Origin of the sequence: Mesobacillus jeotgali (assembly GCF_002874535.1) — a bacterium.
Lineage (GTDB): Bacteria > Bacillota > Bacilli > Bacillales > Cytobacillaceae > Mesobacillus > Mesobacillus jeotgali.
Map to the genome: position 1 here is coordinate 1,771,892 of NZ_CP025025.1, position 25,061 is coordinate 1,796,952.

Annotated in this window: 31 protein-coding genes and 1 tRNA gene; 26 read left to right on the plus strand and 6 right to left on the minus strand. The window is 39.5% G+C overall.

The annotated features are described in order from the left end of the window. Window positions 1–139 precede the first annotated feature (139 nt). The 5 genes from CD004_RS08775 (at window position 140) to CD004_RS08790 (ending at window position 5,645) form a co-directional block, all read left to right on the plus strand. On the plus strand, window positions 140–1,096 hold the full coding sequence (locus tag CD004_RS08775; RefSeq protein WP_102262408.1) for a hypothetical protein: 957 nt from the start codon (window positions 140–142) through the stop codon (window positions 1,094–1,096). Window positions 1,097–1,184: 88 nt separating this feature from the next. Next, complete coding sequence (locus CD004_RS08780; protein ID WP_102262409.1) at window positions 1,185–2,345, plus strand: ATP-binding protein; 1,161 nt, start codon at window positions 1,185–1,187, stop codon at window positions 2,343–2,345. A 163-nt stretch (window positions 2,346–2,508) separates the two neighbouring features. Further along, window positions 2,509–2,596: transfer RNA gene (locus CD004_RS23735), tRNA-Sec, on the plus strand. A gap of 201 nt (window positions 2,597–2,797) precedes the next feature. Beyond that, on the plus strand, window positions 2,798–3,610 hold the full coding sequence (locus CD004_RS08785; RefSeq protein WP_102262410.1) for a VOC family protein: 813 nt from the start codon (window positions 2,798–2,800) through the stop codon (window positions 3,608–3,610). Window positions 3,611–3,950: 340 nt separating this feature from the next. Further along, entirely contained in the window at window positions 3,951–5,645 is a 1,695-nt protein-coding gene (locus tag CD004_RS08790) for a M3 family oligoendopeptidase (RefSeq protein ID WP_102262411.1), read from the plus strand. A gap of 206 nt (window positions 5,646–5,851) precedes the next feature. Here the strand turns inward: CD004_RS08790 and CD004_RS08795 are convergent, their stop codons facing one another. Next, window positions 5,852–6,844: an L-lactate dehydrogenase gene (locus tag CD004_RS08795; RefSeq protein WP_102262412.1), complete on the minus strand. Its 993-nt coding sequence runs from the start codon at window positions 6,842–6,844 to the stop codon at window positions 5,852–5,854. 289 nt (window positions 6,845–7,133) lie between these two features. On the opposite strand from CD004_RS08795, the gene CD004_RS08800 reads away from it, so the two are divergent. Beyond that, window positions 7,134–8,228, plus strand: a complete 1,095-nt coding sequence (locus CD004_RS08800; RefSeq protein WP_102262413.1) for a DUF4362 domain-containing protein — start codon at window positions 7,134–7,136, stop codon at window positions 8,226–8,228. 117 nt (window positions 8,229–8,345) lie between these two features. Here CD004_RS08800 and CD004_RS08805 read toward each other — a convergent pair whose 3' ends face one another. After that, the gene (locus CD004_RS08805; RefSeq protein ID WP_102262414.1) at window positions 8,346–9,275 is read right to left on the minus strand and encodes an LCP family protein; all 930 of its coding nucleotides are present in this window, start codon (window positions 9,273–9,275) and stop codon (window positions 8,346–8,348) included. Between the two features lie 166 nt (window positions 9,276–9,441). Further along, entirely contained in the window at window positions 9,442–10,197 is a 756-nt protein-coding gene (locus CD004_RS08810; protein ID WP_102262415.1) for a DUF3891 family protein, read from the minus strand. Between the two features lie 110 nt (window positions 10,198–10,307). On the opposite strand from CD004_RS08810, the gene CD004_RS08815 reads away from it, so the two are divergent. After that, on the plus strand, window positions 10,308–10,616 hold the full coding sequence (locus CD004_RS08815) for a DUF3817 domain-containing protein (protein WP_102262416.1): 309 nt from the start codon (window positions 10,308–10,310) through the stop codon (window positions 10,614–10,616). Continuing rightward, window positions 10,617–10,883, plus strand: coding sequence for a DUF1450 domain-containing protein (locus CD004_RS08820; protein WP_102262417.1), 267 nt, complete (start codon window positions 10,617–10,619; stop codon window positions 10,881–10,883). Window positions 10,884–10,922: 39 nt separating this feature from the next. On the opposite strand, the gene CD004_RS08825 is transcribed toward CD004_RS08820, so the two are convergent. Together CD004_RS08825 and CD004_RS23740 are read right to left on the minus strand one after the other, a co-directional pair. Continuing rightward, complete coding sequence (locus CD004_RS08825) at window positions 10,923–11,108, minus strand: hypothetical protein (protein WP_102262418.1); 186 nt, start codon at window positions 11,106–11,108, stop codon at window positions 10,923–10,925. A 19-nt stretch (window positions 11,109–11,127) separates the two neighbouring features. Then, entirely contained in the window at window positions 11,128–11,283 is a 156-nt protein-coding gene (locus CD004_RS23740) for a hypothetical protein (protein ID WP_158651512.1), read from the minus strand. Window positions 11,284–11,395: 112 nt separating this feature from the next. On the opposite strand from CD004_RS23740, the gene CD004_RS08830 reads away from it, so the two are divergent. The 7 genes from CD004_RS08830 to CD004_RS24040 all read left to right on the plus strand — a co-directional run bounded on the left by CD004_RS08830 (window position 11,396) and on the right by CD004_RS24040 (window position 16,004). Next, window positions 11,396–11,749 (plus strand): hypothetical protein, encoded by a 354-nt coding sequence (locus CD004_RS08830; RefSeq protein WP_102262419.1) that lies wholly within the window; start codon window positions 11,396–11,398, stop codon window positions 11,747–11,749. Window positions 11,750–11,959: 210 nt separating this feature from the next. Further along, window positions 11,960–12,472 carry a cell wall hydrolase gene (locus CD004_RS08835; RefSeq protein ID WP_102262420.1) on the plus strand — a complete coding sequence of 171 codons (513 nt, stop codon included), beginning with the start codon at window positions 11,960–11,962 and terminating at the stop codon, window positions 12,470–12,472. Window positions 12,473–12,622: 150 nt separating this feature from the next. Further along, window positions 12,623–13,402: an SGNH/GDSL hydrolase family protein gene (locus CD004_RS08840; protein ID WP_102262421.1), complete on the plus strand. Its 780-nt coding sequence runs from the start codon at window positions 12,623–12,625 to the stop codon at window positions 13,400–13,402. A 12-nt stretch (window positions 13,403–13,414) separates the two neighbouring features. Further along, a complete protein-coding gene (locus CD004_RS08845) occupies window positions 13,415–14,326 on the plus strand; it encodes an ABC transporter ATP-binding protein (protein ID WP_102262422.1) in 912 nt (303 codons plus the stop codon). Further along, the gene (locus tag CD004_RS08850) at window positions 14,319–15,299 is read left to right on the plus strand and encodes an ABC transporter permease subunit (RefSeq protein WP_102262423.1); all 981 of its coding nucleotides are present in this window, start codon (window positions 14,319–14,321) and stop codon (window positions 15,297–15,299) included. The genes CD004_RS08845 and CD004_RS08850 overlap by 8 nt, the downstream gene beginning before the upstream one ends. Window positions 15,300–15,650: 351 nt before the next feature. After that, the gene (locus CD004_RS08855) at window positions 15,651–15,815 is read left to right on the plus strand and encodes a Fe3+ hydroxamate ABC transporter substrate-binding protein (protein ID WP_102262424.1); all 165 of its coding nucleotides are present in this window, start codon (window positions 15,651–15,653) and stop codon (window positions 15,813–15,815) included. Window positions 15,816–15,827: 12 nt separating this feature from the next. Next, the gene (locus tag CD004_RS24040; protein ID WP_170029961.1) at window positions 15,828–16,004 is read left to right on the plus strand and encodes a hypothetical protein; all 177 of its coding nucleotides are present in this window, start codon (window positions 15,828–15,830) and stop codon (window positions 16,002–16,004) included. Between the two features lie 38 nt (window positions 16,005–16,042). Here the strand turns inward: CD004_RS24040 and CD004_RS08860 are convergent, their stop codons facing one another. Next, window positions 16,043–17,455, minus strand: a complete 1,413-nt coding sequence (locus CD004_RS08860; protein WP_102262425.1) for a LysM peptidoglycan-binding domain-containing protein — start codon at window positions 17,453–17,455, stop codon at window positions 16,043–16,045. A gap of 163 nt (window positions 17,456–17,618) precedes the next feature. Here CD004_RS08860 and CD004_RS08865 point away from each other — a divergent pair, with 163 nt between their 5' ends. The 11 genes from CD004_RS08865 to clpP all read left to right on the plus strand — a co-directional run bounded on the left by CD004_RS08865 (window position 17,619) and on the right by clpP (window position 25,013). Continuing rightward, on the plus strand, window positions 17,619–17,987 hold the full coding sequence (locus CD004_RS08865) for a hypothetical protein (RefSeq protein WP_102262426.1): 369 nt from the start codon (window positions 17,619–17,621) through the stop codon (window positions 17,985–17,987). Window positions 17,988–18,090: 103 nt separating this feature from the next. Next, the gene (locus CD004_RS08870; protein WP_102262427.1) at window positions 18,091–18,429 is read left to right on the plus strand and encodes a YolD-like family protein; all 339 of its coding nucleotides are present in this window, start codon (window positions 18,091–18,093) and stop codon (window positions 18,427–18,429) included. A gap of 89 nt (window positions 18,430–18,518) precedes the next feature. Next, the gene (locus CD004_RS08875) at window positions 18,519–19,118 is read left to right on the plus strand and encodes a DUF7010 family protein (protein WP_102262428.1); all 600 of its coding nucleotides are present in this window, start codon (window positions 18,519–18,521) and stop codon (window positions 19,116–19,118) included. A 205-nt stretch (window positions 19,119–19,323) separates the two neighbouring features. Beyond that, window positions 19,324–19,989 carry a ribose-5-phosphate isomerase RpiA gene (gene rpiA, locus CD004_RS08880; RefSeq protein ID WP_102262429.1) on the plus strand — a complete coding sequence of 222 codons (666 nt, stop codon included), beginning with the start codon at window positions 19,324–19,326 and terminating at the stop codon, window positions 19,987–19,989. A gap of 110 nt (window positions 19,990–20,099) precedes the next feature. After that, the gene (locus CD004_RS08885) at window positions 20,100–20,777 is read left to right on the plus strand and encodes an AlkZ-related protein (RefSeq protein WP_102262430.1); all 678 of its coding nucleotides are present in this window, start codon (window positions 20,100–20,102) and stop codon (window positions 20,775–20,777) included. A 2-nt stretch (window positions 20,778–20,779) separates the two neighbouring features. Further along, window positions 20,780–21,304: a cysteine hydrolase family protein gene (locus tag CD004_RS08890; RefSeq protein ID WP_102262431.1), complete on the plus strand. Its 525-nt coding sequence runs from the start codon at window positions 20,780–20,782 to the stop codon at window positions 21,302–21,304. A 110-nt stretch (window positions 21,305–21,414) separates the two neighbouring features. After that, the gene (locus CD004_RS08895) at window positions 21,415–21,822 is read left to right on the plus strand and encodes a nuclear transport factor 2-like protein (protein WP_158651513.1); all 408 of its coding nucleotides are present in this window, start codon (window positions 21,415–21,417) and stop codon (window positions 21,820–21,822) included. Window positions 21,823–22,022: 200 nt separating this feature from the next. After that, window positions 22,023–22,910 (plus strand): DMT family transporter, encoded by an 888-nt coding sequence (locus CD004_RS08900; RefSeq protein ID WP_102265040.1) that lies wholly within the window; start codon window positions 22,023–22,025, stop codon window positions 22,908–22,910. A 54-nt stretch (window positions 22,911–22,964) separates the two neighbouring features. After that, window positions 22,965–23,639: a hypothetical protein gene (locus CD004_RS08905; RefSeq protein ID WP_102262433.1), complete on the plus strand. Its 675-nt coding sequence runs from the start codon at window positions 22,965–22,967 to the stop codon at window positions 23,637–23,639. 109 nt (window positions 23,640–23,748) lie between these two features. After that, window positions 23,749–24,411, plus strand: a complete 663-nt coding sequence (locus tag CD004_RS08910; RefSeq protein WP_102262434.1) for a sigma-70 family RNA polymerase sigma factor — start codon at window positions 23,749–23,751, stop codon at window positions 24,409–24,411. Between the two features lie 20 nt (window positions 24,412–24,431). Next, a complete protein-coding gene (clpP, locus tag CD004_RS08915) occupies window positions 24,432–25,013 on the plus strand; it encodes an ATP-dependent Clp endopeptidase proteolytic subunit ClpP (RefSeq protein ID WP_102262435.1) in 582 nt (193 codons plus the stop codon). Window positions 25,014–25,061 lie beyond the last annotated feature (48 nt).

Consider the following 25,061-nt stretch of genomic DNA (forward strand, 5'->3'; position numbering starts at 1 on the left):
CGGACATTCAAGAATATTTGAGGATTGGAATATGAGCTGGCTCGTTAAGAGTTAGCTCTTTTTTTTATCTTTTAAATTAAAGAAATGGTATATTATTGAAGGAAGACAGCCAACATAATAAATTCATGGAGGTTCTTCAATGAAAGGTAAAAAGAAACAATCATATAACAAACTGAGAGATCCAGACTATAAGCTCGCTCCAGAACAATTCTCTGAGCTTAATAAAGAATTTTATGAAGGCTTTTTAAATGATTATTATGGTTTGAAAGTTATCAATCTACTATCAGTTATTACTAACACTGAAAAACATGTAGAAAATCTCATGAAGCAACAAATTGAAATTGATAAATTAAAAATTGAACTTGAAAAAGGTGAGATTGAAACTGAAAATATGACCAAATTTGCCAAAGTTGAGTTGGCAATGACTTATTTCCACTGTTTAGAGACTTTTATAAGGTTGTTTATTGCTCATGCAAAATTGTCGGGTTGTCCTTGGTTAGAAATTGCAAAGCTTTCAATATCTAAATACAAGGAAGAGTTAAAAAAAATTAGTGAGGGGAAATTTAATCATCTTAATAATAGAATTGGCGAGGACGAAACAATCCTGTATGTTTTTACGGGTTTAACAAAGCCAGATGGGGAAATAACGGAAGAATTTATTGAGGGTTATAAGGAATGGCTGACATTCTCAGCCAGAGAGCTATTAGAAACTTATGATTATAATTCTTTCAAACATGGACTGGCTGTTTCACCTTCGCAAAATGGATTTACACTTGGAAGACCTAATGAAGACTTTAAAATTGAAGCACATGGGGAAGTTATTGAACACCTAACACGGATGGAGAGTGGAGAAAGGTTAATCTGGGCAAAGCAAACAAATTTTGTGAGCTATGACAAAAAAGCAACTTTCATTCTTATGTTAGAACGTTTTATGACCAGTATTTTAGATGTTGGTAAAGAAGCTTTTTTAGAAAAAGGGGAAGGTATAAGAGTAACAATACCTAATAAATTATCTCCTCAAGAAATATTAAAAAGTGACTCTGATAATTTCATAAAAGTGAATAGTTTTAGAAAGGGTTTACTTTACTATAAATAATAGTTATGCAGAAAATCCAGCTCAGTAAAATAAAGAAAACGCTGAGAAGATTATTAATAGTTAAAAATAGAACTGGGAGGAGAAACTCTTGAGCGAACTTGAGTCAATCATTAAGTATGAACGAGAAGGAACATTGCTGGACTTCAAAAGAGAGCAATATAGAAAAGAAAAGTACAAGGATTTAATTAAAGATATTATGGCAATGGCAAATGCAACAAGAGAAGGCAAAAGGTATATCATTACAGGAGTAAAGGATTTACCAGACGGAAAAAAGGAATACTTTCCGATTCCAAGAGACGAATTTGTTGACCAAGCAACATATCAGCAAGTTTTAAGGGAGAATGTTGAGCCGAGCATAGACTTTTCTTATTATCCTTTAGAAGTTGACGGAAACTTGGTAGGAGTCTTTGAAATTGATAATTGCAACAACCCTCCCTATATGATGAAGAAAGACTTCAACGGACTGCAAAAAGGAGATTGTTTCGTGAGAAAGGGAAGCCAGCAAGAAAAAATGACAAGAAGAGACTTGGATGAAATTCTTGCATTTCGATCAAAGTATCAATTTCATGGAAAAATTGCTGTCGGGTTTAATACGAATTTAGATAAAAAGTTGAGTGTTAAACCTCCAAGAGATTTTGAATTTCCTTCCCAAATAGCAAGAAAGGAAATAGAGGAAATTCTTGAGGAGAGAAAATTCAACAAGAAAATGGGATTAAGTCATATTGAGCGTTTCGGATTAGCCACTCGTTTCCGTACTCCATTTGAACCAATTCCTTACAAGGAAAGGGATACAGAAACTTTAGAAAAAAATCTTAATGAAATTGAAGAGACCTACCATGATGCTGATTTATACCTTGTTGGTGAAAAGCTATCAGAAAAAGTTAATCTTATATTAAGGAATGATGGAGAAAAATACTTGGAGGACGTATCAATTGAATTTAAAATTCCGAAAGAAGGAATTGTAGTTTTTAAGGAGATTCCAAGGGAACCTACTTCTGGAATGGATTTTGTCCTTCCTGTTGTTTCCTCAATACATTACCCAGAAGTGGTAGATGTCGATGATTATTACCTAATTAGTGAAACAATTGGAGACCTTAAACATAAACAAAGTACGAAAGCCTTTGAGGAAGACATTAGAATATTTTTTCCGTCAAAAGGGAGTAATCGAGTTATTACTTGTCAATATACCATTTATGCAAAAAACCTCCCTCAACCTATCCAAGGGGAGCTGGAGATAGAAATTCATTAACAGGAAAGCTCCAAATTCTTCTTTAAAGGTTGGAGTTTTTTTCTTTCTATTCATTGACGTTCTCAAGGGAAGCCCTTAACATTGAGACTGTAAGGCTCTGATAAAGTTTGTACTGGTCTCAAGGAAGACTAGTGAATATCCAGCTCAAAAGCTTGATTTAAAAGGAAGTGCAAGACCCCCCCACGGTCTTCAAAACCGCTTGTGACCTGCGTGCCAGGTCAGGTGGGTTCGATTCCCACGCAGTCCCGCCATAATACATAAATTAGTAACCGCTCAGAATTCTGGGCGGTTTTTTTGTGTAAAGAATCCTTGATCCAAGGTTACTTGGAAAGGTAAAGTACCTCTTCTATTTGGAAGCAAAAGGTACGTCCCTCTGTTTCTTTATAGTATAATAGAAGGAATTCATAAAATATTGCTAATGTTTTATTTTATTCTGATAAAGGGGTGCAATAATGCAATTTTTCTTTGATCACCTTGTTTGGTTCTTAAAGCAACCAGAGAAAGCAATTTCTCCCTTAAACGAAAGGGGACTTCATGTTGTGAAGGGTGGCCGTCATGAGTCATGGGGAACATATAATACCCTAACTTATTTTGGCTTAAGTTATATTGAGTTTTTAGGAATTGATAATCTATCAATAGCTGAACCACATGTTGAAAATCGATTGATTACGCAAATCGTTGAACAGTTAGCAAAAGAAAATCGGGAAGGTCCTGCGAAAGTAGCGGTCCGAACAAATCAAATAGAAGAACTAGCAATAAAACTTAAGGCAGAAGGACTTACAGTATATGGGCCGTTACTTGGGGAGAGAGTTCGTGCTGATGGTCAAGTCATCAGGTGGTCATTGTTATTCCCTGAATACGCGGAAAACAAGATTTCTTTACCGTTCTTTATACAATGGGAAAAATCAGATGAAGAAAGGTATTCGGAATTAGAGGAACAAAGAGTCATAAGATCACACATATTTGGCCAGCCAAAATTAGAAAGTGTTGGATTTGTCGTAGATAATTTGGATAAAACACTAGAAATTTGGAGTAAATTGTTTGGCCTTAAACCGGGGGAAGAATATATTGATACGGAACTCAATGCCCGTTGCAGAAGTTTAAAATTGGACGGAACTAATTTATTGTTTTTTACACCAATTGGAGATGGCCCGGCTGCTAAAGTATTAAAAGATAAAGGGGAGACTCCTTTTTTAGTGAACCTGATCGTTACCAATAAAAGTCACTTCTTTGAAATGCTGGATGGTTATTGGCGGTTTCGGTAATATATTAAAATCCCCGCAAAAATACATAACTTAGTAACGCTCAGAATGCTGGGCGTTTTTTTGTGTGTCTAGATAGTATATTTACTGGGTGGGGACAGGTCACTCACTAAAGTTTTTTACCTCAGGGATTCAATTAGCAAAGGAACAATCTAATCAGAAAAAGATTTAGATTAAGATTTTCTAATTAGAAATGAGAATTGAAAGTCTCCTTTAGAACCACATTTAAAATTTATATTTCGAATAACGAATCTTTTTCCTGAAATTAAAAGGAGATTGTCCCACTTTGTCGAAATAGTTTCTTTACACGAAATTTTTCACTACATAAGGAGGATTCTTTCCCATGCAGTTTAACGATTATCCATATACAAGACCAAATATTGAAGAGGTGGAGGGGAACTTTATTCAATTGCTAGAGAGGTTCGAATCTGCTGAGTCTTTTGAGGTTCAGGACCGGGTAATGAAAGAGATCAATGAGTTGCGCTCTGAGTTTGAAAGCATGAGGCAGATTGTTCAAGTCCGTCAGACGATTGATACTACGGATGAGTTCTATAAGAAAGAGAAGGATTTTTTCAATGAAGTGGGACCAGCCTACAAGGGTCTTATCACAAAATATTACGAGGCACTTACAGGTTCTAAATTCCGCTCTCAGTTAGAAGAAAAGTGGGGCAAACAGCTATTCTTATTAGCTGACAGTCAATTAAAGACGTTCTCTCCTGATGTGTTGAAAGACATGCAGGAAGAAAACAAACTAGTTAGTGAGTATGTTGATTTACTTGCTTCAGCTAAAATCCCGTTTGATGGAGATGTAAAAAATCTTGCTCAGTTAGTTCCTTATCAACAATCTCCTGACCGTACCATTAGGAAGGAATCCAATGAAGCGAAGTACAACTTTTTCGTTGAGCATGCGGATCAATTAGATGATTTATACGATAAGCTAGTAAAAATACGTACTAGTATTGCTAAGAAGCTAGGATTCTCTTCTTTTACAGAGTTAGCATATGCTCGGCTTTCTCGCACTGATTATGATGCTGAAATGGTAGCAAAGTTCCGTGACCAGGTGAAGGAGTACATCGTTCCTTTAGCTACGAAGCTAAAACAAAGGCAGCAGGAACGTATTGGTGTTGAAACGTTTAAATATTACGATGACAGCTTCAGCTTTAAGACAGGAAATCCTGATCCTAAAGGAGATGCGGAGTGGATTGTCGATCAAGCGAAGAAAATGTACGAGGAAATGTCTCCTGAAACGAATGAGTTTTACACTTATATGGTAGAAAACAACCTAATGGACCTATTAAGTAAAGCAGGTAAGGCTGGTGGTGGATACTGCACCTATATTAGTAAACATAAGTCACCATACATTTTCGCAAACTTTAATGGAACAAAAGGCGATGTTCGTGTATTAAAGCATGAAGTAGGACATGCGTTCCAAGTATTTGAAAGTCGTGTGTTTGAAGTACCTGAGTACGGGTTCCCTACACTAGAAGCGTGTGAAATCCACTCGATGAGTATGGAATTCTTTGCTTGGCCTTGGATGGATCTTTTCTTCGAGGAAGATACGGATAAGTACAAGTTCTCTCATTTAAGTGAAGCGGTCTTGTTCATTCCTTATGGTGTAGCAGTCGATGAATTCCAGCATTTTGTGTATGCCAACCCGGAAGCAACTCCAACTGAGCGCAAGCTAGCTTGGAGAGAAATCGAGAAGAAGTATCTGCCACACCGCGATTATGAAGGGAATGACTTCCTAGAAAACGGTGGTTTCTGGCAGCAGCAGGGACATATTTACAAGGTTCCTTTCTACTATATTGATTACACACTAGCTCAAATTTGTGCGTTGCAATTCTGGAAACGTACGCAGGAAAATACAGAGGATGCGTGGAAAGATTACCTGCACCTATGTAAGCAAGGTGGAAGCCAATCATTCACAGAGCTTGTCAAAGAAGCGAACTTAATTTCTCCATTTGAAGATGGATGTGTGAAATCTGTGATTGATGAGATTGAAGCATATTTGAATACAGTTGATGATCAGGCTCTTTAATGCAGATGCTATCAAACTTCAAAACAGCTTGGAATATCACTTTGGATGTTTCTTGATTAGTTGATTTCATGTATTTTACCTGAAGCTTCTCATAAGGTGAGCAACCTAAAGGGAAGCTTCTTTTTTTATTGTTGCCATGCCGAGGGAAAAACGAATTAAAATAAAAAGACGAACAATACAACTCTTGTTCGTCTAAAGTGTAATCTTCAACCTTGAATTTTAGAATTTTGATTTCTGCCTGTCTTTGCAACTCTCATCGTTTCTTTAATATATTCCGCTGATTGATGCAGCCATTCAAGTTCTTGGGGGTCGAGAGCAATTTCTAATTGTTTTTCTACGCCATTTCTCCCGATGATACATGGCATACTTAATGCAACATCTCTATCATATCCATATTGTCCGTGTAATGTTGTGGATACCGGATAAACACTGCGTTCATCCAGCATAACCGCCTTTGCTAGTGTAATAGCAGCTTGGGCAACACCTGCGTTTGTCCACCCTTTTCCATTTAAAACATCAAAGGCTGCCTTTACAACTTGTTTTTTCAAACCGTCCCGACTTAATGGTTCTTTCCCTTGAAGAACTTTGTCCAATTCTTTTTCACCAAATCCTTGCAAACTTAAGCGGCTTAATACTGGGAAAGCTGTATGCCCGTGTTCGCCCATCATATAACCTGTTACACTTTTTGGATCAATGTCATAATTAGAAGCAATTATTTTACGAAGTCGTGCAGAATCGAGCATAGTTCCTGTTCCGAATATGCGTCCCTTCGGATAGTCGAATTCATTTTCTGCTATGTACACCATGGTATCTAACGGATTTGTTATTAGAATAATGATTGCATCTTTCGTATATTTAGTAATTCCAGTCATAACTTCACGAATTACCTCAGAATTGACTACAGCTAATTGTGCCCTGTCCGGCATCGCATCTTCATCACTTTTTATCATGCTGGGACCAGCAGCACAGATAATCACATCTGCATCCATACATTCGGAATAATCTCCAGCATGTACCGTTGTATTTGACATATATGTTAGAGCGGTTGCATGTTCTTGATCAAGAGCTTCGCCGTAAGCAACATCTTTATCTGTATCAATGACAGCTATTTCTGCAAAAAGTCCTAATTTCATGGCATCTGCCAGAACATAAGAACCAACATGGCCTACTCCTACAACAACTAACTTATTTCTTTTCATGGTTTACCCCCTAACCAATTGATATATATAATTTAACACAATTAAGAAAATAATGAATATTTAAATTATTTTTTTGAGCTGTTTGTATAGTCTGTATAAATGGGGTAGTCAGAGAAGATGAAATTTATTTGTTTGCATAAGTAGTTCTTTCAAGTAAGACATAGAAATACGAATCGTGATTACTGTAAACCAATATTGTGACGTTTTCTCCATACATACGTCTATTTATTAAAGGATGCGATTTTTTTTTCCAAAGTAGGCGAAATTATTGAATGGATGTGAGGGTCAAATGAAAAGCATGATAAAATTGCTTTATTATTTTATTTTAATGCTTTTGCTAGCTTCCTGTAATACGCAAGTTACCGAAAATGGCAATGGAGAATCTCGATCACCAGGTAAACCTAATGTAAAAGGTGTGGATGATGTTGATGTTTTGAATACACACGGAGGCATTGAAGGGATAGAAAGGATGCAGCGTTTCTATGAAGATATGAAGAGTGGTGTGCAATCTGATTTACGTATCGTCTTCTACACGATTGAAGGGGATCCAATTGTAAAGGATTTGAAATACGATGGCGAATCTCTTGAGGTGAAGAATGATTCTTCCCGTGATGCATATGGTAGTGGAGAAATACGAACGATTCGATGTGGCCAATTGATTGAAGAAGTGAATCCTACGAATACCTCTTACATAGCCACCGATTGCAAGGATTTGCCATACGAGATGGATGAGATTTTAAAAATTGAATACAACATGAGTCAACAGGATCTGTTTGAAATCGAACTAAAGTATGGAGAGAACTTAGAGAGCGAAATCAATACGAAATCCGGAGAGATCAAAAAAGAAAATGGTAAGACTGAACCGTTTTATATGACGGAAAATGTGAAGCAAGAGCTGTATAAAAGGCTAGTATTTGCAAATTATTTGGATGAAAAAGAGATCGGTGCACGATGTGATCGACCTAACGCCATTGAGTACAATTTAAAGGTGTATATCAATGGAGCAAACAAGGAAATTAACTGGAAGGATTGTGACGAGAGCCCGGACGGAGTGAAGTTTACAAAGATTGCAAAGTACATCATTGAGGAATCTGAGAAGATACAACCGGAAAAACCAGAAGTAATCGTTCAAGGCTATGTGCTCGAACGGAAAAACAACACTCTGTTAATAGTGGAAGAATTAAACAAGCTTGAATATGAATGGATGAAAGATGAAATAAAGCAGATGGACATGAATTCATTTATATTTGATTTTACCGAACTAGAAGGAGTTTCTATTGAAGAGTTCCAACTTGGTGATAAAATCCGAGCAACGATAGACGGCAGTATAATCGGGTCAAAGCCAGGAAGAGCCAAAGTGAAAGAAATTAAAAAAATGGATTAGTGGAAATGCAATGTTAGGGTTGTATCATTTAAATAGGTTTTGTTTTAGACTTTGGATTTAATAGACTAATTAAATGCCTTGCTCCCGCCACGGAGCAAGGCATTTTTCAATGGAAAACTAATTTAAATCACTTTCCAAAAAATCTTCAAGAGCATCCATATTCTGATCCAAATCCACTTCCAACACCTCACCAATCCCTTCATAAGATTCATTCTTAAAGCTGCCATCTTCCGGAATCCGTATGGTTTGCATTTCTCCGCCTTGATTAGTCAATACGTCTTTTCCGATGGCTAAAAGGGTAGGGGAGTCGATATTCGTATCAATGTGAGTATGTAAAAGATCCAGCATTTCTGGTAGCTTGGTGACGCTGTTAAGACTTACGGCTTCGTCTTTTAATTTGGAAATCACTTCTTGCTGTCGCTGGACTCGTCCGAAATCGCTTAACCGGTCCTGGCGGAAGCGGACGTATCCTAGTAGTTCCTTTCCATGCAGCTTGTGGGTTCCTTTTTCCAAAGTCATACCTATTCCATCGGACATTTCATAAGGTATGTCTACTTCTATGCCTTCGGGAACAAGAATGTCGACTGCTTTTTCGAAGCCTTTAAAATCAACGATGGCATAATGATGGATGTCTAACCCGAAATTCAACTTTATCGTTTTCCTCAGTAATTCGGTTCCACCAATGGAGTATGCCGCATTTAATTTTTGCTTTCCGTGATCAGGGATGGAGACGTACATATCCCGCATAAATGAAACTAGTTTTACATTGTTAGATTGAGGGTTGTAATGTGCAACCATTATTGTATCCGTTCGTGCTCCTTGTTCCCCGCGTGAGTCGCTCCCCAGTAACAGAACATTCACTTCCTCTGTAGTATCCTTCTCTCCTTGAAACGTATCTGCTTCTGCTTTTTTAAATGGTTGATTTATTGCTTTATAAGTTCCTTCTATGTACTGAAATATGGTAACCAGACCAACCACAAAGATCCCAATTACCATCAGGGCCACAAATACTCTTGGCCATCTCACTTTTCTTCTTCTTACTGCCATTTTACCACCACCAAAACCTATTCCATCTTTATAGTGAAGTAGTCATTATCCCATAGTTAGATTTCATTTAGTGTGTGATTTGATTACATTTGTTTAAAAATCTGCTGACAGATGGATTTGGTGATGTAATAAAAAAACCGCACGGTGATGTTCTCCGGGCGGATGTTTAGACAAATGTAACTTCTCTCCAACAAACTGGACTATCTTGATAAGCTGCAGCCAATCCAATTTCTTTGATGAGTTCCTTATCAACAGCTTTATATGGTAGTCTGACAAGGAGTTTATTTATGAAGGGTGAAACTGAAAGAGAAACTGTTTGTAGATCAAGCCACTCTGCATGGATGGTTTGGTCATTAGCGAACGAAAATTTCTGTGGAAAGCCTTCTCGGTAAAAATAATGCTCTTGCGATTTTGGTGTTCCTGGATCATTCAGACAAATATACAATGATAGATTGTCGCAGAATTTTAATAGATTTAAATGGAAGGACAACAACTCGTCTTTTTCGATTCCTAATTCCTTCAGCAGCTTCTGCTGTCTTTGTTTTTCCGCGACCCAAAAATTCTTCCCGATCGTGCTTGTTGCATCCTTCAGGAATGAAGCGTAGTGAAGGCTGCAGAGCAGGCCGGCGTATGGATCCATTTGGACGATTTCTTCGATTCCTTTTGTATAAAAGGCTAGCTTCGGGCTTCCTGGGTAATCCATAAAGGAGTAGGGCTGCTGAGTTTGTTTATTCCATAAAGGTTCCTCGTCTGGTTCAATCCAGCACCTGTCGTGTTCCCGTACAGCAAGTACAACTGAATCTTTCTTGTCTATTCCGAGAAAATATTCATCTCTCCAACATTCTGCAGCATCCCGTGAAACCTTGGCATGGTCATGCTGAGCCACCATGACAAATTCATGTTCACGTTCATGGACAATCATATTAATTCACCGCTTTCTATTATAGTCGGCTGGCTACGTCCTAGAATTTAGTATTTTTAGTCACTCGTAAAAAATGTTATAATTTCTTGGTTAGGAAGTAGGTGTTAAGTATGCAAAATACAGCTATCAGCCGGTTTCGTATGATGGGTTTGCTTGAAGGTGGATCCTTGTTGGTGCTTGTGTTCATCGCGATGCCGCTTAAATATTGGGCTGGTTTTCCCGAGGCTGTTCGGCTCGTAGGTTCCTTGCACGGTTTCTTATTTGTTCTATATGTGCTTATGATTATATATACGACATCTAAGGTCAGATGGTCGTTTTTATGGGCCGTCAGTGCGTTTGCAGTTGCGTTCATTCCTTTTGGCAACATGGTTTTAGATCGCTTTTTAGAGCGGACTTTTTCAGTAAAGGAAGTTTCATAAATGAATATGTTCCAAAAGCTTTTTTCCAAACAAAAGAAAGCAAAAATTGAATTCTGCCAGCGGAATTTGGAACAGTTTTTACAGGAAGAGAATTATCCTGACTACAATGAATTCTTAAGCCGGAAAAATGTAGAGTATAAGGAATTTGAATGCCAGAGCAGGTGCAAGGAATGCAGGATGTCTCCATATGCAATGGTCAATGGCGATTTTGTAACGTCAGAGAATTCTGATGCCTTGCTTAAGAAAATGGCTGAATATATAGACTGAAAAAGCATCGATTACGATGCTTTTTTGCTTGCTCAAAACTTATTGGCTATCAGATGGGCCATTTCCGCCCGGAAAAATGAAAGACTTGTCGTGCATGGCCTGATCCTGTTCAATTCGGTGATTTTCAGAATCAAGTTTTGGGTCACCTGTACCTTTTTTTCTATCCATATATACAACAAGAGGAATCAATACAATTAACGGGGAAAACAATGCTAACCAAAGCATATTTTATTTCTCCTTTCGTTTATAACCAGTCAATGTACAGATTTAAAATAAAAATCACGATAACTACAAGAGAAATTATATTGATCAATAATGAATAACGATCTTTTTCAGCTTTCCTGCCAACTTCTTCACGGTATTTCTGTTGGATTTTTCTCTTGTGAAAGTCTAATTTCATAATGAAAGACCCCTAGTGGTTTTCTTTATTTTAACATAAATATCCAAATATTGTTTTGAAGTCTTAAAATTCCTCACTGAAACATATTTGTGTAGAGAAGGAGTTGGTGAGAGTGAATGCCGATATGCAAAAAGCCAACCTGCTGGCGGAAAATATCAAGGGTTTTGCGGATTTCGTCCAGAAATGTTATAAAAGTAAGTCTGGATTAATTTTGAACCATGATAAGCTGTATCAAGTCAAGATGTGGGTGGAGGAGTATAAGTTTAATCAGCTTGCTGATGAGCTTGAGAGAATCAATATGTTTGAGTGGGATGAACAATATACATTATTGCTTGTAGAGCGGTATCGGAAAGGTATGCGAATCATTGAAGATTATGTGGAGCATAATCAGTCTGACTTATTTATTCTGACAGCAAGAATCCACACACTTAGAAATTTGAGTGAGCTTTTTTCGATAAGAAATTGATTTTTGCTTTATAAAAAGAGATACATTTGATGTTAAATTTGTAACAAAGGTTACGATTAACCCTTATTTCGTAATAATAAATACAGTTTTTACCCTTGTTGGTATGAAGTTTAAAATTAACCCAGTCATTAACTAGTGTGATAAGATTGTAAACCTGTTAGCCTAATATAGGGCCTGTTCAGTCTAATAAACAAAAACAGGAGGTTTACAATGAAAAAAATTATTATGTTAGTTGCCATACTTACTTTAGTGATTGGTTCATATACAGTTTATGCTGAAACGACGAAGAGCAATCAGGATGCGGAAACATTGAAAACTAAGAAAGTGGATGTTGATACGAAGGAATCTTCAGTTACCGACAAACGCTTCATTAAAGAAGAAGAAGTAAAGCTTCTTGCCCGCCTGGTCCATGCGGAAGCAAAAGGTGAGCCTTATGAAGGCAAAGTTGCAGTTGCCGAAGTCGTGCTGAACCGTGTAGAGCACGAACAATTTCCTGATACAGTAAAAGAAGTCATTTATCAAAGAAATGCATTCCAGCCGGTCCAGAATGGTGCGATCAATAAACCGGCAGGTGAAGAAGCAATCAAAGCAGTTGAAGATGCCCTTGAAAATGAAAATAAAATTGATTGTCTTTATTTCTATAATCCAGAGACTGCGACAAGCCAGTGGATCTTCACTAGAGATGTCGTTAAAACAATCGGCAAACATGCATTTGCTATCTAAAAGCGCGTACAGCATATAAAGCTGCGCGCTTTTTTGCGTATAATGCGGCAAAAGTCAACATTCAGCACATCGCCACAGTATTATCATTTTTATTCCCTTCGAAATTATTATAAAATAAAGCTTACCAATTAGTGGAACGAGGGTGGTCAGGTGAAAAAGTATTCGGTTAGATTAACACTGGTATTTTCAGTGCTTTCATTGATATTGATGCTATCTGGTCTTGGATGGACAATTCAAAATCAATTTTTCAGCAAAGGAACATCTGGAGCAATTGAAGAGAAAGAGCCAGTAGAAGTAGATAAGGATAAAGAAGGCAAGGTGGTTGTGGCTCTTGGTGATTCGCTGACTCGCGGAACCGGGGATGATACAGGAAAAGGCTATATCGGCTATCTGGTTGATGAGCTTGAAGAGAAGTCTAAAGAAAAAATCACAATACATAACTTCGGGGTTAAAGGATACCGCTCGAATCAGCTGTTGGATCAGTTGAAGCAAGGGGAAATCCAGAGGAAGATCCAGAGTGCTGACTACATCTTGATTACGATTGGCGGCAATGATTTGTTCCAGAGCGGACAAACATTCTTGAAAATGGATGAACAGCAAATAGCTCAGGCAAAGGATAGTTATTTAAAAAACCTTGAAGCTATTTTAAAAGAAGTGCGGACTATGAATGATACGGCGGTTGTTTTTCATATTGGCCTGTATAATCCGTTCATTGACTTAAATGATTCCGAGCTGACAACTAAAATCGTCCGTGATTGGAATTATGAAGCGAATCAGCTGCTTGACCAGAATGAAAAGGCGGTTTATGTGCCGACGTTCGACTTATTCCAGCTAAGTGTCAACGATTATTTGTATACAGATAAATTCCACCCTAACGCTGAAGGCTACAGGCTGATCGCGGAACGGGTCGCTTCATTGATTACATGGTAAGGGGGGAGAAGGATGAGTGAGATTACGCTGTCTGTAAAAGGGCTTAAAAAGACGATTGGCAAAAAAGAGATCATCAAAGGCATCGATTTTGATTTGAAAAGAGGCGAAGTTTTTGGCTTTCTTGGTCCGAACGGAGCAGGTAAAACAACGACAATCAGGATGCTGGTCGGCCTGATCAAACCAAGTGCAGGAACAATCGAAATCGGCGGTTACAATGTCAGGAAGGATTTTACGAAAGCGATGTCACAAATGGGTTGTATCGTTGAAAATCCAGAGTTGTATTCCTATCTGACTGGCTGGGAGAATCTTGAACACTTTGCAAGGATGCTGCCTGAAGTTGACCGGGCGCATATGAAATATGTGGTGGAACTCGTGCGATTAGAGGAACGTATTCATGATCGTGTTAGTACGTATTCCCTTGGAATGCGTCAGCGTCTTGGGATTGCTCAGGCTTTACTGGGGAAACCAAAAGTCTTGATTCTGGATGAACCTACAAATGGATTGGATCCAATGGGAATCAGGGAGATGCGGAATTTTATCCGTTATCTTGCTGAAGAAGAAGGATTGACTGTCCTGGTATCAAGCCATCTGCTGAGCGAAATCCAGCTGATGTGTGATCGGGTCGCGATCATTTCAAAAGGATCAGTCATCAAAGTGGACTATGTTGAAAATCTGTTGGCACTCCAGGAAAAGGTCATCTGGCATGCAGAACCGCGTGACACTGCGAAAGAGATTCTGGGTGGAGTGACGACGGTTTCGGATGGGGGAGACGGAGCTTTGGTTACTCCTTATGTAGAAAATGAAAGTGCTATTTGGAATAGGATGCTGGTGGAAAAGGGTGTCCAGGTGAATGAAATGAATAGGAAATTGCCTGCACTCGAAGATCTTTTCCTTGAACTGACTGGAGGTGAATCGATTGATTAACCTGGTCAGGAATGAAATGCTGAAAATCGTCCGCAAAAAAAGAATCCTTATAGTGGCTGGGATCATCGCGGTGCTTGTGGCGCTTTTTACATACTCTCAATACAGGGAAATAGAAAGAAGGCTTGAGCGTTTTGGGGATGTTGATTGGCGGACGACATTGCAGCAGCAAATCATCGATACACAAAATCGGATCACGAGCAGCGGTATTTCCGATGAGTGGAAAAGCGAGCTTCAGCTTAGAATCCAGCAGCAGCAATATTACCTTGATAACAATGTGAATCCGATGGAACCGGGTGCACCTAGTTTTGTACGTGTTTTCGCGGAGCATTCGATCAATTTGTTCCTGCCATTGATGATCATGGTGGTGGCAGCCGACATTGTGTCTTCAGAACGAAGTGCCGGGACGGTAAAATTATTGCTGACAAGGCCGGTGAAGCGCTGGAAAATCCTGATGAGCAAATACATCACTCTGATTTTATCCGTATCGATCATTGTCATGTTGTTTGGAGTGCTGTCGTATTTGATATCCGGGCTGATTTTTGGCTATCAAGGCTGGGGCGCTCCTGTTATAACGGGATTCAATGTCGAAGGAAATGAACTTAATACGAATGCAGTCCAGATGATTCCCCAGTGGCAGTATCTGTTGATGGAATTCAGCCTAGTGTGGTTTGTGGCACTGATTGTCGGAACCATCACATTCATGCTTTCAGTTCTAATACGCAATACACCAGCAGGAATGGGCGTCATGCTAGCTGCGCTGATTTCCGGAGCCATCCTCAGCAATATGGTCTCCTCCTGGGAGCAAGCAAAATACTTGTTCATGATCAATCTAAATCTGACAGGCTACCTGTCCGGCCAGGCACCACCCATTGAAGGAATGACACTCGGATTTTCACTCGTTGTCTTGACTGTATGGGGACTGGCCGCGTTGATCGTTTCGTTTGCTGTGTTTATTAGGCAGGATATATATTAAAATGACAGGACCCTGGCCAATTTTGGTCAGGGTTTTGACGATTCTAGAAGTTGATTCTGCTCTTAAAGAGAAAATAAACGGTTGGAGTACTTTTATGTTGAAAGGTTTTTTGATGGTAAAAAAAATAATGGGAATGTAAGTTTTTTTCAATTGTCATGGATTTAATACCAGCTGGAAGAAAAATAATTCCAGTTGTTCCGGATTTAATACCAGTTGGAAGAAATATAATACCAGTTGTTGAAGATATAATACCAGTAGCAATGAAACTAATACCTGTTAGCTTGCCAGCTGATTTCAATTTTGTGAAACTTTCTTGCTAAAAATACGTATTTAATACCGAGGTGAAGGGTCATGTTCAAAATCACGCCACAGTGCTCGATATGCAAGAAAGAAATTCAACCCAATGAAGAGATTTTTGTGAAAATGAAGTACCCGGAAACGAAGGGGATGACGGAGATTAAAGCCTTTATCCAGTATCAAGGTAAGATTATTTGCGAAGAGTGCAACAATAAATAGGAGGAACCGGAGATGTTTGTAGAAAAGAGGTCAGAAAAAAGGAAGAAAAAGAAGCATGAGGGCAGCTATACTTTTTGGGACTTCGTTTTTGATGTCTTATTTTGGATTCCGGAATTGATCATTCTACCGTTCCGGCTGGTTTTTTATTTGTTCAGGTTCCTCGCAAGGTCTATATTTGATGGCATTTAAAAATCCTGCGACTCAATTAATCGCAGGATTTTCTGTACCTATAACTTCTTAACTCTAAAATTATTTTGCAGCACAGGCCAGTACTGCGGGAACGATGGCCCGAGGGTCCAGAAACTGACTCCACGCAATCCATAATTTTTTACTGTATCGTACTTTGCCTGGACACTTCGTGCGTCTTCGAACCAGACTTCATGCTGCTGTCCGTCTGCATCGGTGTAGCGGAAAAATGGAGATTGGTATGTGTCATTATATTGGATATTGACGCCCTGTTGCGCGGCAAGCTCTACTGCTCCTTTTGGGCTTACAGTTCGAGCATAGGTTCCTTGCACCCATGGGATTCGCCAGTCCCTTCCGTATAAAGGCACACCCATGAGGATTTTATCACGGGGAATGGCTGTCACGGCATAGTCCAGCACTTTCCTTACTTCATTGATCGGCGCGATTGCCCAAGGCCTTCCTCCAGACCAGCCCCATTCATATGTCATGATTACGACAAAATCAACAATTTCCCCGTGCGCATCGTAGTCGTGAGCTTCATACAACAGTCCCTCCTGATCGGCTCTTTGTTTTGGAGCCAGTGCAGTCGAGACCGTATAGCCTTGAGGATGCAACCGGGCAACGGATTTTCTTAAAAAGTTATTATAGTTTTCACGGTCCTCCGGATAGACGTATTCAAAATCGATATTCAATCCGGTATAGCCTTTTTCGTTCATTTTAGCCAGGATGTTGTTCAACAATGTATCCTGGACGGCTGGATTCCGCAGGATGGCGGCTGCCCGGTCTGAACTGAACGAGCCATCAGCTTCATTAGTAATTGTCAACAATGGTGACGTGTTGGTCATATTTGCCGCTTGAAGGACATTTGTATCCTGTAGATTCAGGAGTGACCCATCTTCACCCATCTTATAGGAAAACGGAGCAAGGTAGGTGAAAAGGTGTCCACGTGACAGAACATTTCTTCTGCCTGTATCATCCATCCTCGTTATATAGGCATTCACTTCAATGACAGGCTTTGCAGGTGCTGGAATCCTCAAAATGCCGCCAGGATAAATGACTGCAGGATTAGAAATATTATTGGCCGTTGCTATTTGGTTCACAGTCACCCCATATTGCTGGGCAATCGCCCACATGGTTTCGCCAGACTTGATGGAATGTAGTATATATGGCATCTGCAGCATTTGGCCGACAAAAATCAGCGAAGGGTCCGAGATATTGTTATAGCTTGCGAGCTCCTGAACTGTCACCCCGTACCGGGAGGCAATCGCCCATAAGCTGTCACCCTGCCCGACGACATATTCCCGCTTAGTTTCCGGGATTACAAGTGACTGTCCAACCACTAAAACATTGGGGTTATCCATTTCATTCACTAAAATAATTTGGTTTATGGCAGTTTGATAGCCTTGTGAAATGCCCCATAAAGTGTCTCCCGGTCTTACGACATGTATTTTCATATATAATCATCCTCCAACTTTAAGTCCCTTTTATCATAATATGCCAGCAAAAGATGTCCTATCTGCAAATAGTTTATTTCTGAATATTTTGAATAAGTGTATATATTTTTAAAATAACCGATATAATAGAGAGAAAAACTATAAAGATAAAAGGGGAAAATGTATGGTTACGTATGGCACTTTTTTACTTTTAGTAGAAGAGGCGGAGAAGTTGAACTGCAAAGTGATTTATGATTCTAAGAAGAAAATCAATTTTAATCCTAACATGTCCATAACGATTCCATTATCGACTACACTGGAAAATGTATATGCTTTTGCTCACGAGATTGGCCATTGTATTGATTTTGTCAATGGCGAACTCGACTATGAAAAATGGCTGAATGACTGGTCTTATCGTATTACGACAGAAATGAGCGCATGGGTTAATGCCTATAAAATTTTGAAGAAGTTGAATGTGCCATTAGAGGGATGGAAGGATCATGTGGATTCCAAACTCTCGACTTATTTCAAATACCATGAAGTGATTGTATAGACTGGCTTTGGCCAGTTTTTTTTAATATAAATAAATTTTGTATAGTTTACGAACGTTTGTTCGGGATATAATAGCTTTAAACACTCCCGAAAGGATGGTCAGCATGAGAATACGTGATCGAGGAAAGCTGAAATTTATGCCTGCTCATTTTATGCCAGAGCATAGAGCCTTATTGAGAGAGCTAACCAGGGATGAGTTGCGGCAGCCGAAGCCGTTGCTTGATGAATACGAAATCCAGGAGATGGAGAATCGGATTTGCTACGCCATGGAATATACATATCCTGTGAAAATAACAAAGTGGGATGATGGATTTACATATGAAGAAAAAGGATATGTCCATTATCTCGATTCAATTCGGAAGGAGGTAAGGATGATAGTTGTAGATGGTTGTGCTGTGTCAATTGCATTTGGGGATGTAGTGGCTGTAGAAGTAATTGAATAAAAAGGAAAATAATCCTTTTAAATGAACATTCTGTAAACTATATTTAGTATAGTAATTAAAGACATAATCCTAATAGGGGGCTATTTGGTATGAAGCAGAGTGTTTCTCATTTGAATTTTGAAGAGCTTAGGATGGAACTATCAGCGGAAGCTGGTAAAGGATATCCCATGTTTATAGCAGGGGTTATTTTCTGGCTGATGATGGGAGTTGGAGGATTGCTTGTACCGCAACAAATCATGGTCTGGGTTTATTTATTCGGCATAGGTCTGGTCTTGCCTCTTGGGATTTTGGTTTCAAAGGTCATTCATGTCAATTTTCTCGCCACACACAATCCCCTTTCAACGATTGGCGGGTTAGTCGGTGGAATCCAAATTTTTTTCGCACCTATTATCGTTCTTGTTGCATACCAGCAGCCGGATTGGATTCCCTTCATTATCGGTGTTTTAACGGGGGCTCATTTCCTTCCCTATGTGGCTATTTACAAGAGCAAGGCCTATATTTTCCAAACAGTCGCCACTGTTGTGGCTGCTTCACTGATCGGTTTCGGCTTGATGGATCAAGCTTATTTACTCATTCCTTTTTCACTTGTCATTGTTTATTCTATTACATTGTTCTGGTTGTTGAAGGAAGCAAAAGTGGTAAAGGGAAAATGGGCTGTTGCGGAGAAAGGGAACTCTATTAGAATGTAAGATTATAAAATTGGAGAGTAAAGATGAATATAGAAAAGAAGTAACCACACTTTATAAAAAGTTGGGCCTTATAGAGACCAATGAATAAGGTGATTTATTTGTGAAGGTTGAACAATACTAAAATAAGTTTATCCCAATCCTAAAATCATTACATAACTTCTAATAGTGTAAGCTAAGCTATGTCCGAAGGAGCGGAGGTGCTAGGATGAATGAGAAAGAATTAGTCGGCGTTAGGGCTGCTGAATACATAAAAGATGGAATGGTGGTTGGATTGGGAACAGGATCGACCGCTTATTATACAATCAAAAAACTGGGGGAGTTAGTGAGAGCTGGTCTAAACATCACTGGGATTCCGACTTCTGAGCAAACCGCCTCCCTAGCTGTGGAGCAAGGAATCACTCTGGTGGATTTTAAAGATGTAAAACAAATTGATGTGGGGATTGATGGTGCGGATGAATTTGACGTTGATTTAAACTTGATTAAAGGCGGGGGAGGAGCACTGCTTAGAGAGAAAATCATCGCTAATGCTGCATCTACGTTCATTGTTATAGCAGATTCATCCAAAGGGGCTGAGAAATTAGGAGCCTTCCCGTTACCGGTTGAAATTGTAAAGTTTGGAGCCGAAATATCGTACAGGAAAATCGCCGAGCTTGGCTGTGAACCGAAATTGAGGCTAAGTGGGAACCAGCCATTCATCACAGACAATGGAAATTATATTCTCGATTGTGATTTTAAGCAGATTGAATCACCTAAGGAAATGGAAAAGCAGTTAAATATGATACCTGGGGTGGTTGAAAATGGGTTGTTTGTAAATATGGCGAAAAAGCTGATCACGATTGAAAATGGCGAGCTTGTTGAAAAAACAAGATGAATTTTTAGCGGTGCTTCTGTTGAAGTACCGTTTTTCTATTTACGGAAAGGGGATTTAGGCCAGGTTATCGAATTACAATGTAGTTTAGTTTTTTGAAGGAGCTGTATGAATTGAAGAATTACAGTATAAAAACATATGAAGAAGCAGTTCAGGTTATAGAACAGGTTGGCTTTCTCCCGTTGGCTCCATTGGTAAAAGAATTTCCGGCGCTAAATACCATTACTGCTCCTGAGACCTGGCATTCAGATACAGAATATGACCCGTGGATTTGGCGGACAAGATTTGCTGTTGAAGGTGTCGCAGGCTATGGAAAGTTCATTAAGAAAAAGTCCGTTCTAATTTCGCGTGATCTACTGCCATATTTTAAGGCTGTCCTTGGCAGTTATGAAACAGTTGAAGAACGGTACCAAAAAGGAAATGTATCGAGAGAAGCTTTGACTCTATATCGAATCATTAGTGAAGAAGGGGTCATAGATACAAGAGAGTTGAGGACTCTGGCGGGATTAAGGGATAAAGAACATAAAAAGATATTTGACAATGCTTTATTGGAATTGCAGGGAATGATGGATATTGTCATTTCAGGAATCAAGGAAAAAATGAATGCGGAAGGCGCAAAGAATGGCTGGAGCAGCACGGCCTTTGAAACATTCGATTCTTGGGCAAGCAGAAATAAAATCGAAACGATCGCTGTGGAAAAGGATAAGGCTAGGGAATACCTATTGAATCATTTTCAAGGTGTTGTCAGTGAAAACGCCGTGAAGAAGCTGAAGAAAATACTGGGGGAATGAGAATGGGTAACCAAGCATTAGTAATCATCGACGTTCAAAACGGGATGTTTCTGGAAGGAGAATCGGTTTTCAATGGAGGTGAGCTTCTTAAAGGAATCAAAGCGCTAATAACACAAGCCCGTTCTGCCAAAATACCAGTAGTGTATATCCAACATAATGAAACGCCTGGATACCCATTGGAAAACGGTACATATGGCTGGGAAATCCATTCAGAAATTTCCCCAGAAGAGGGAGATATAATTATTCAAAAAGACACACCGGACTCCTTTTTAAAAACAAGTCTTGAACAAGAGTTGAAAGAAAGTGGGATTGAGCACCTCTATCTAGTTGGCATTCAAACGGAAGTTTGTGTAGATACAACATGCAGGAGCGCATTCAGTAAGAAATATAAGCTTACTTTGGTTTCCGATTTACATAGCACATGGCCTAATGATGAATTAACAGCACAGCAAATCATCAACCATCACAATAGAACATTGCGCTGGTTTGCAGATGTGCAATCTAGCCTTGAGATTCACTTCACTTGAGTAAAAAATGAATGTGCATTTGTGTAACCACTTTTAAGGATCTATATTTCAGTGTGGCAATAGATGAAGCTCTATTTGAATTAGAAGCACATTGTGAGGGAGAGATGAACGTGGAAAAACCTCAAAGTCTTAAGGTTGATTGCCTAAAAGATTGTGGTAATGCACCTAAAAAGGTGTTATTAAAGGAACTTACGGTTGCTCTGGCGATGCGAGATTATACTGGCATGAGTGAAAATTTGGCAGATGATATTCGGTGGCAGATTGCTGGCCATAAGAGTTTTTTTGGAAAAGAGGACTTAAAGGAAGCTTTAAATAAAAATACTAGCAAAGCAATTATTCAGCTTCATATCCAAAACATCATCACACATGGTTCAAGTGGTGCGGTAAATGGTTTCTTCGTATTTGAGGATCAATCCACTCTATCGTTCTGTGATGTCTATAGCTTTACGAGTGCCGGAAAGAGTGCAAAAGTTAAAGAAATTATGTCATATAGAATAGAAGAAAAGCTGATGTATTAGTTATTGATTTCTTAGATGCGGTCTAACAAGGCTCTTTGAATACTCACGCGAACTTATGAAGCAGGTAAACTCATGCAGGTTTAAAGAAATTCTTTAAGCTTTTTCATGGAAGAATCATTAAGGAAATCTAGGCTTTAAAGCAGAATATATTCCTGTAAAAGGGAGGGGCCGTTGTGGAAAACCAAAAACTTCATCCATTGATGTTCTTTGCGCTCGTTGTCGTCACCACTTTTCTTATGGGCTCTTCTTTTACTGTAGGTAAGATTGGTTTGAACTATGTATCTCCATTGTTATTGGTTGGTTTAAGATTCTCGATCGCCGGTTTGTTGATGGCGGTGGTTGTCAGAAAAAGAGTTAGGCCGGATAAGCTGGCTGACTGGGGAAGGATTTTCACGATTGGTTTAATGCAGACTGCAGGGGTCATGGGCTGTATTTTCTTGAGTTTACGTACAATTACTGCTGGAGAGTCATCAATTTTAACCTTTACCAATCCATTAATGGTTGTGATTATGGGGACGATTTTCCTGGGAATTCGATACAGGCTTCTTCAATGGATTGGTGCGATTATAGGGTTCATCGGTGTATTCATCACATTAGGTTTCCATCTGCAGCTGACAGTTGGTACACTTTTCGGTCTGGGGGCAGCTGTCTTCTGGTCGATTGGGACCATTCTGATCAAACTATGGGGCAGCCGCTTCAATGTCTGGGTGCTGACAGCTTATCAAATGCTTTTCGGAGGCATTATCCTCTTAATAATGGGGATTACGCTGGAAACACCTAAGCTGACGATTACTCCGATTTCTATCTCGGTTATTTTATGGCTGGCGATCATGGCCTCAATCGTCCAGTTTGCCATTTGGTTTTACTTGATCAATCAGGGGGACCCTGGAAAGACGAGTGCTTTCTTGTTCCTTGCACCTTTTTTCGGGGTACTTACCGGTTGGGTGCTGCTTAATGAGGTTGTGGAATGGCATGTTTATGCAGGCGGAGCCCTGATTTTTACGGGGATTTTTCTTGTGAACTGGACATTTAAAAAAGCGAATCAGGAATTTGGTATTGGCAAAATGACAAAATCATTAAATGACTAGGCTGTTTTCGTGAACTTTGTAGCACATAAGCTATTAAAAGGAGTAATGATAAGGATGAAAAGAGGCTTCTTTTTGCTAGTGGCTATGGTGTTAATGGGTTTTGGCTCTATTGAAATGAAACGTCATGTCCCCCCTGAAGTTGTCAAGACTGCATTGGAAAATTACCAGGAATTTCTTTCATTTGAAATATTCGATGGAAATCCAGAAGACTGGACATTAGGACAGTTTGTAACCGACAATCAACTTGTGATTGATAACAAATTGAATCTTGATATAAGACCTTTAGATCAGTGGGTTGCGCCAGTGCTATACAATGGTGTGATTGTCAATGCTATCAGGATTTATGAACCTTTAGAGGGGAGATATGAAATAGCTGAATATGGTTATTCTAAATCTTTTTCACAATCCCTTGAGCAGTTAAAGCCGGATGAATATTTTCTTTCCAATCAGCAGTATGGCCTTGAATTTGGATATACTCCATCTAAAGATATCATCCGTCCATTTGGTGGAAATGCAGCCAGGATTTTTGATGAATGGGGAGTCGATCCGGAAGGAATCCCACTAACTGAGTTTGAAGTATTGATCAAGAGGCATTTAAAGGAAGCCTATCCTGACCGTTTTTCTGAAAAAACGCCAATTTTTAGGTGGTACTTGATGACTTTTATACTAATAGCTCTTATACCTATAGCCCTTTTACTGTTAAGGGTAAGAAAAATTAACGCTGGCTAAATTCATTTCCAGCATATGATAAAGAAAGAATTAAAAATATTTTGCAGGCCGTATCTTTTCCCTCTCCTAATCCGTTTAAGGGGCAGAGAGGTTCAAAGGAGTGAACAGGATGTCGATCGACAAGCTCAGAAAAGTAGAAGTCGCAGATGATACCGGGGTTATGGGCCATTATCAAAGCCTTCAAAGATATTGCCGTTTTTTAACGCAGAACAGCTGGGATGGCGATGATCTTTTGCAGGAAGTGACGGTTAAGGCGATTCGCCATTATGAGCCGTACAATATCAGCTCAGCATTGTTGAAAAAAATGGCTTATCATCAATGGATAGATACAGTCAGGAAGCGCAGCCGCGAGATAACGGGTATTACGGAAGATCATACATCCTTGACTCAAGGTAATGTAATGGATACCGTTGAGATGCTTTTGGCAAAATTGACGCCGAAACAGGCAGTGATTTTGGTCCTGAAGGAAGCTTTCAGATTTCAATCACGGGAAATCGCTGAGCTGATGGGATCAACGGAAATGGCGGTTAAAGCGGCACTTCATCGGGCAAGGAAGCGGTTTGACAGGGAAGCGAACCTTCGTGATGTGGCTCATGATTTGAGCAAGGACGAAGAAGAGCAGTTGTCAGACCTGCTTTGCGAATCGCTGCAATCTGAGGATCCGACCGTTTTACTGGAAAACTTAAGTGAGATTCCTGCACTGGCGGCATCATCTCCGGAAATGTCTCTGCACTCCCGTTCACCTCTCTCTATTTATAAAATGGCTGCGTAAGCAGGAAAGGGAGGAACATGATGAGTACGATTCCTTATGTCATAGAACAATCCAACCGGGGAGAGAGGTCATACGATATTTATTCCCGGCTGTTAAAAGACCGCATCATCATGCTTGGAGATGAAATCAATGACCAGGTGGCAAACAGCGTTATTGCTCAGCTGCTATTTCTTGAAGCAGATAATCCTGAAAAGGATATCTCCATCTATATTAATAGTCCTGGAGGCTCAACAACAGCAGGCTTCGCGATTTTTGATACGATGGAATACATCAAGCCCGACATCAGCACAATCTGCATCGGAATGGCCGCATCGTTTGGAGCCATGCTGCTGCTTGCCGGTACAAAAGGGAAACGATTTGCACTGCCAAACAGTGAAATCATGATCCATCAGCCGCTGGGAGGTGCAAGAGGCCAGGCGACAGAGATCGAAATTTCCGCCAAAAGGATCCTGAAGCTTCGCGATCATGTGAATCAGATTATATCCGAAAGAACTGGCCAGCCAGTGGAAAAAATCGAAAAGGACACAGACAGGGATTATTTCATGAGTGCACAGGAAGCTTTGGAGTACGGGATTATTGATAAGATTATTACTCGAACATAGTGGGCTGCCTAGGCAGCTCTTTTTTTGTTTTGGGAAAATTAAACAGAA

Coding starts and splice junctions, on each gene's coding strand:
- CD004_RS08775 (WP_102262408.1), top strand. CDS start 140: ATGAAAGGTAAAAAGAAACAATCATATAACAAACTGAGAGATCCAGAC.
- CD004_RS08785 (WP_102262410.1), top strand. CDS start 2,798: ATGCAATTTTTCTTTGATCACCTTGTTTGGTTCTTAAAGCAACCAGAG.
- CD004_RS08790 (WP_102262411.1), top strand. CDS start 3,951: ATGCAGTTTAACGATTATCCATATACAAGACCAAATATTGAAGAGGTG.
- CD004_RS08795 (WP_102262412.1), bottom strand. CDS start 6,844: ATGAAAAGAAATAAGTTAGTTGTTGTAGGAGTAGGCCATGTTGGTTCT.
- CD004_RS08800 (WP_102262413.1), top strand. CDS start 7,134: ATGAAAAGCATGATAAAATTGCTTTATTATTTTATTTTAATGCTTTTG.
- CD004_RS08805 (WP_102262414.1), bottom strand. CDS start 9,275: ATGGCAGTAAGAAGAAGAAAAGTGAGATGGCCAAGAGTATTTGTGGCC.
- CD004_RS08810 (WP_102262415.1), bottom strand. CDS start 10,197: ATGATTGTCCATGAACGTGAACATGAATTTGTCATGGTGGCTCAGCAT.
- CD004_RS08815 (WP_102262416.1), top strand. CDS start 10,308: ATGCAAAATACAGCTATCAGCCGGTTTCGTATGATGGGTTTGCTTGAA.
- CD004_RS08820 (WP_102262417.1), top strand. CDS start 10,617: ATGAATATGTTCCAAAAGCTTTTTTCCAAACAAAAGAAAGCAAAAATT.
- CD004_RS08825 (WP_102262418.1), bottom strand. CDS start 11,108: ATGCTTTGGTTAGCATTGTTTTCCCCGTTAATTGTATTGATTCCTCTT.
- CD004_RS23740 (WP_158651512.1), bottom strand. CDS start 11,283: ATGAAATTAGACTTTCACAAGAGAAAAATCCAACAGAAATACCGTGAA.
- CD004_RS08835 (WP_102262420.1), top strand. CDS start 11,960: ATGAAAAAAATTATTATGTTAGTTGCCATACTTACTTTAGTGATTGGT.
- CD004_RS08845 (WP_102262422.1), top strand. CDS start 13,415: ATGAGTGAGATTACGCTGTCTGTAAAAGGGCTTAAAAAGACGATTGGC.
- CD004_RS08855 (WP_102262424.1), top strand. CDS start 15,651: ATGTTCAAAATCACGCCACAGTGCTCGATATGCAAGAAAGAAATTCAA.
- CD004_RS24040 (WP_170029961.1), top strand. CDS start 15,828: ATGTTTGTAGAAAAGAGGTCAGAAAAAAGGAAGAAAAAGAAGCATGAG.
- CD004_RS08860 (WP_102262425.1), bottom strand. CDS start 17,455: ATGAAAATACATGTCGTAAGACCGGGAGACACTTTATGGGGCATTTCA.
- CD004_RS08865 (WP_102262426.1), top strand. CDS start 17,619: ATGGTTACGTATGGCACTTTTTTACTTTTAGTAGAAGAGGCGGAGAAG.
- CD004_RS08870 (WP_102262427.1), top strand. CDS start 18,091: ATGAGAATACGTGATCGAGGAAAGCTGAAATTTATGCCTGCTCATTTT.
- CD004_RS08875 (WP_102262428.1), top strand. CDS start 18,519: ATGAAGCAGAGTGTTTCTCATTTGAATTTTGAAGAGCTTAGGATGGAA.
- rpiA (WP_102262429.1), top strand. CDS start 19,324: ATGAATGAGAAAGAATTAGTCGGCGTTAGGGCTGCTGAATACATAAAA.
- CD004_RS08890 (WP_102262431.1), top strand. CDS start 20,780: ATGGGTAACCAAGCATTAGTAATCATCGACGTTCAAAACGGGATGTTT.
- CD004_RS08900 (WP_102265040.1), top strand. CDS start 22,023: ATGTTCTTTGCGCTCGTTGTCGTCACCACTTTTCTTATGGGCTCTTCT.
- CD004_RS08905 (WP_102262433.1), top strand. CDS start 22,965: ATGAAAAGAGGCTTCTTTTTGCTAGTGGCTATGGTGTTAATGGGTTTT.
- CD004_RS08910 (WP_102262434.1), top strand. CDS start 23,749: ATGTCGATCGACAAGCTCAGAAAAGTAGAAGTCGCAGATGATACCGGG.
- clpP (WP_102262435.1), top strand. CDS start 24,432: ATGAGTACGATTCCTTATGTCATAGAACAATCCAACCGGGGAGAGAGG.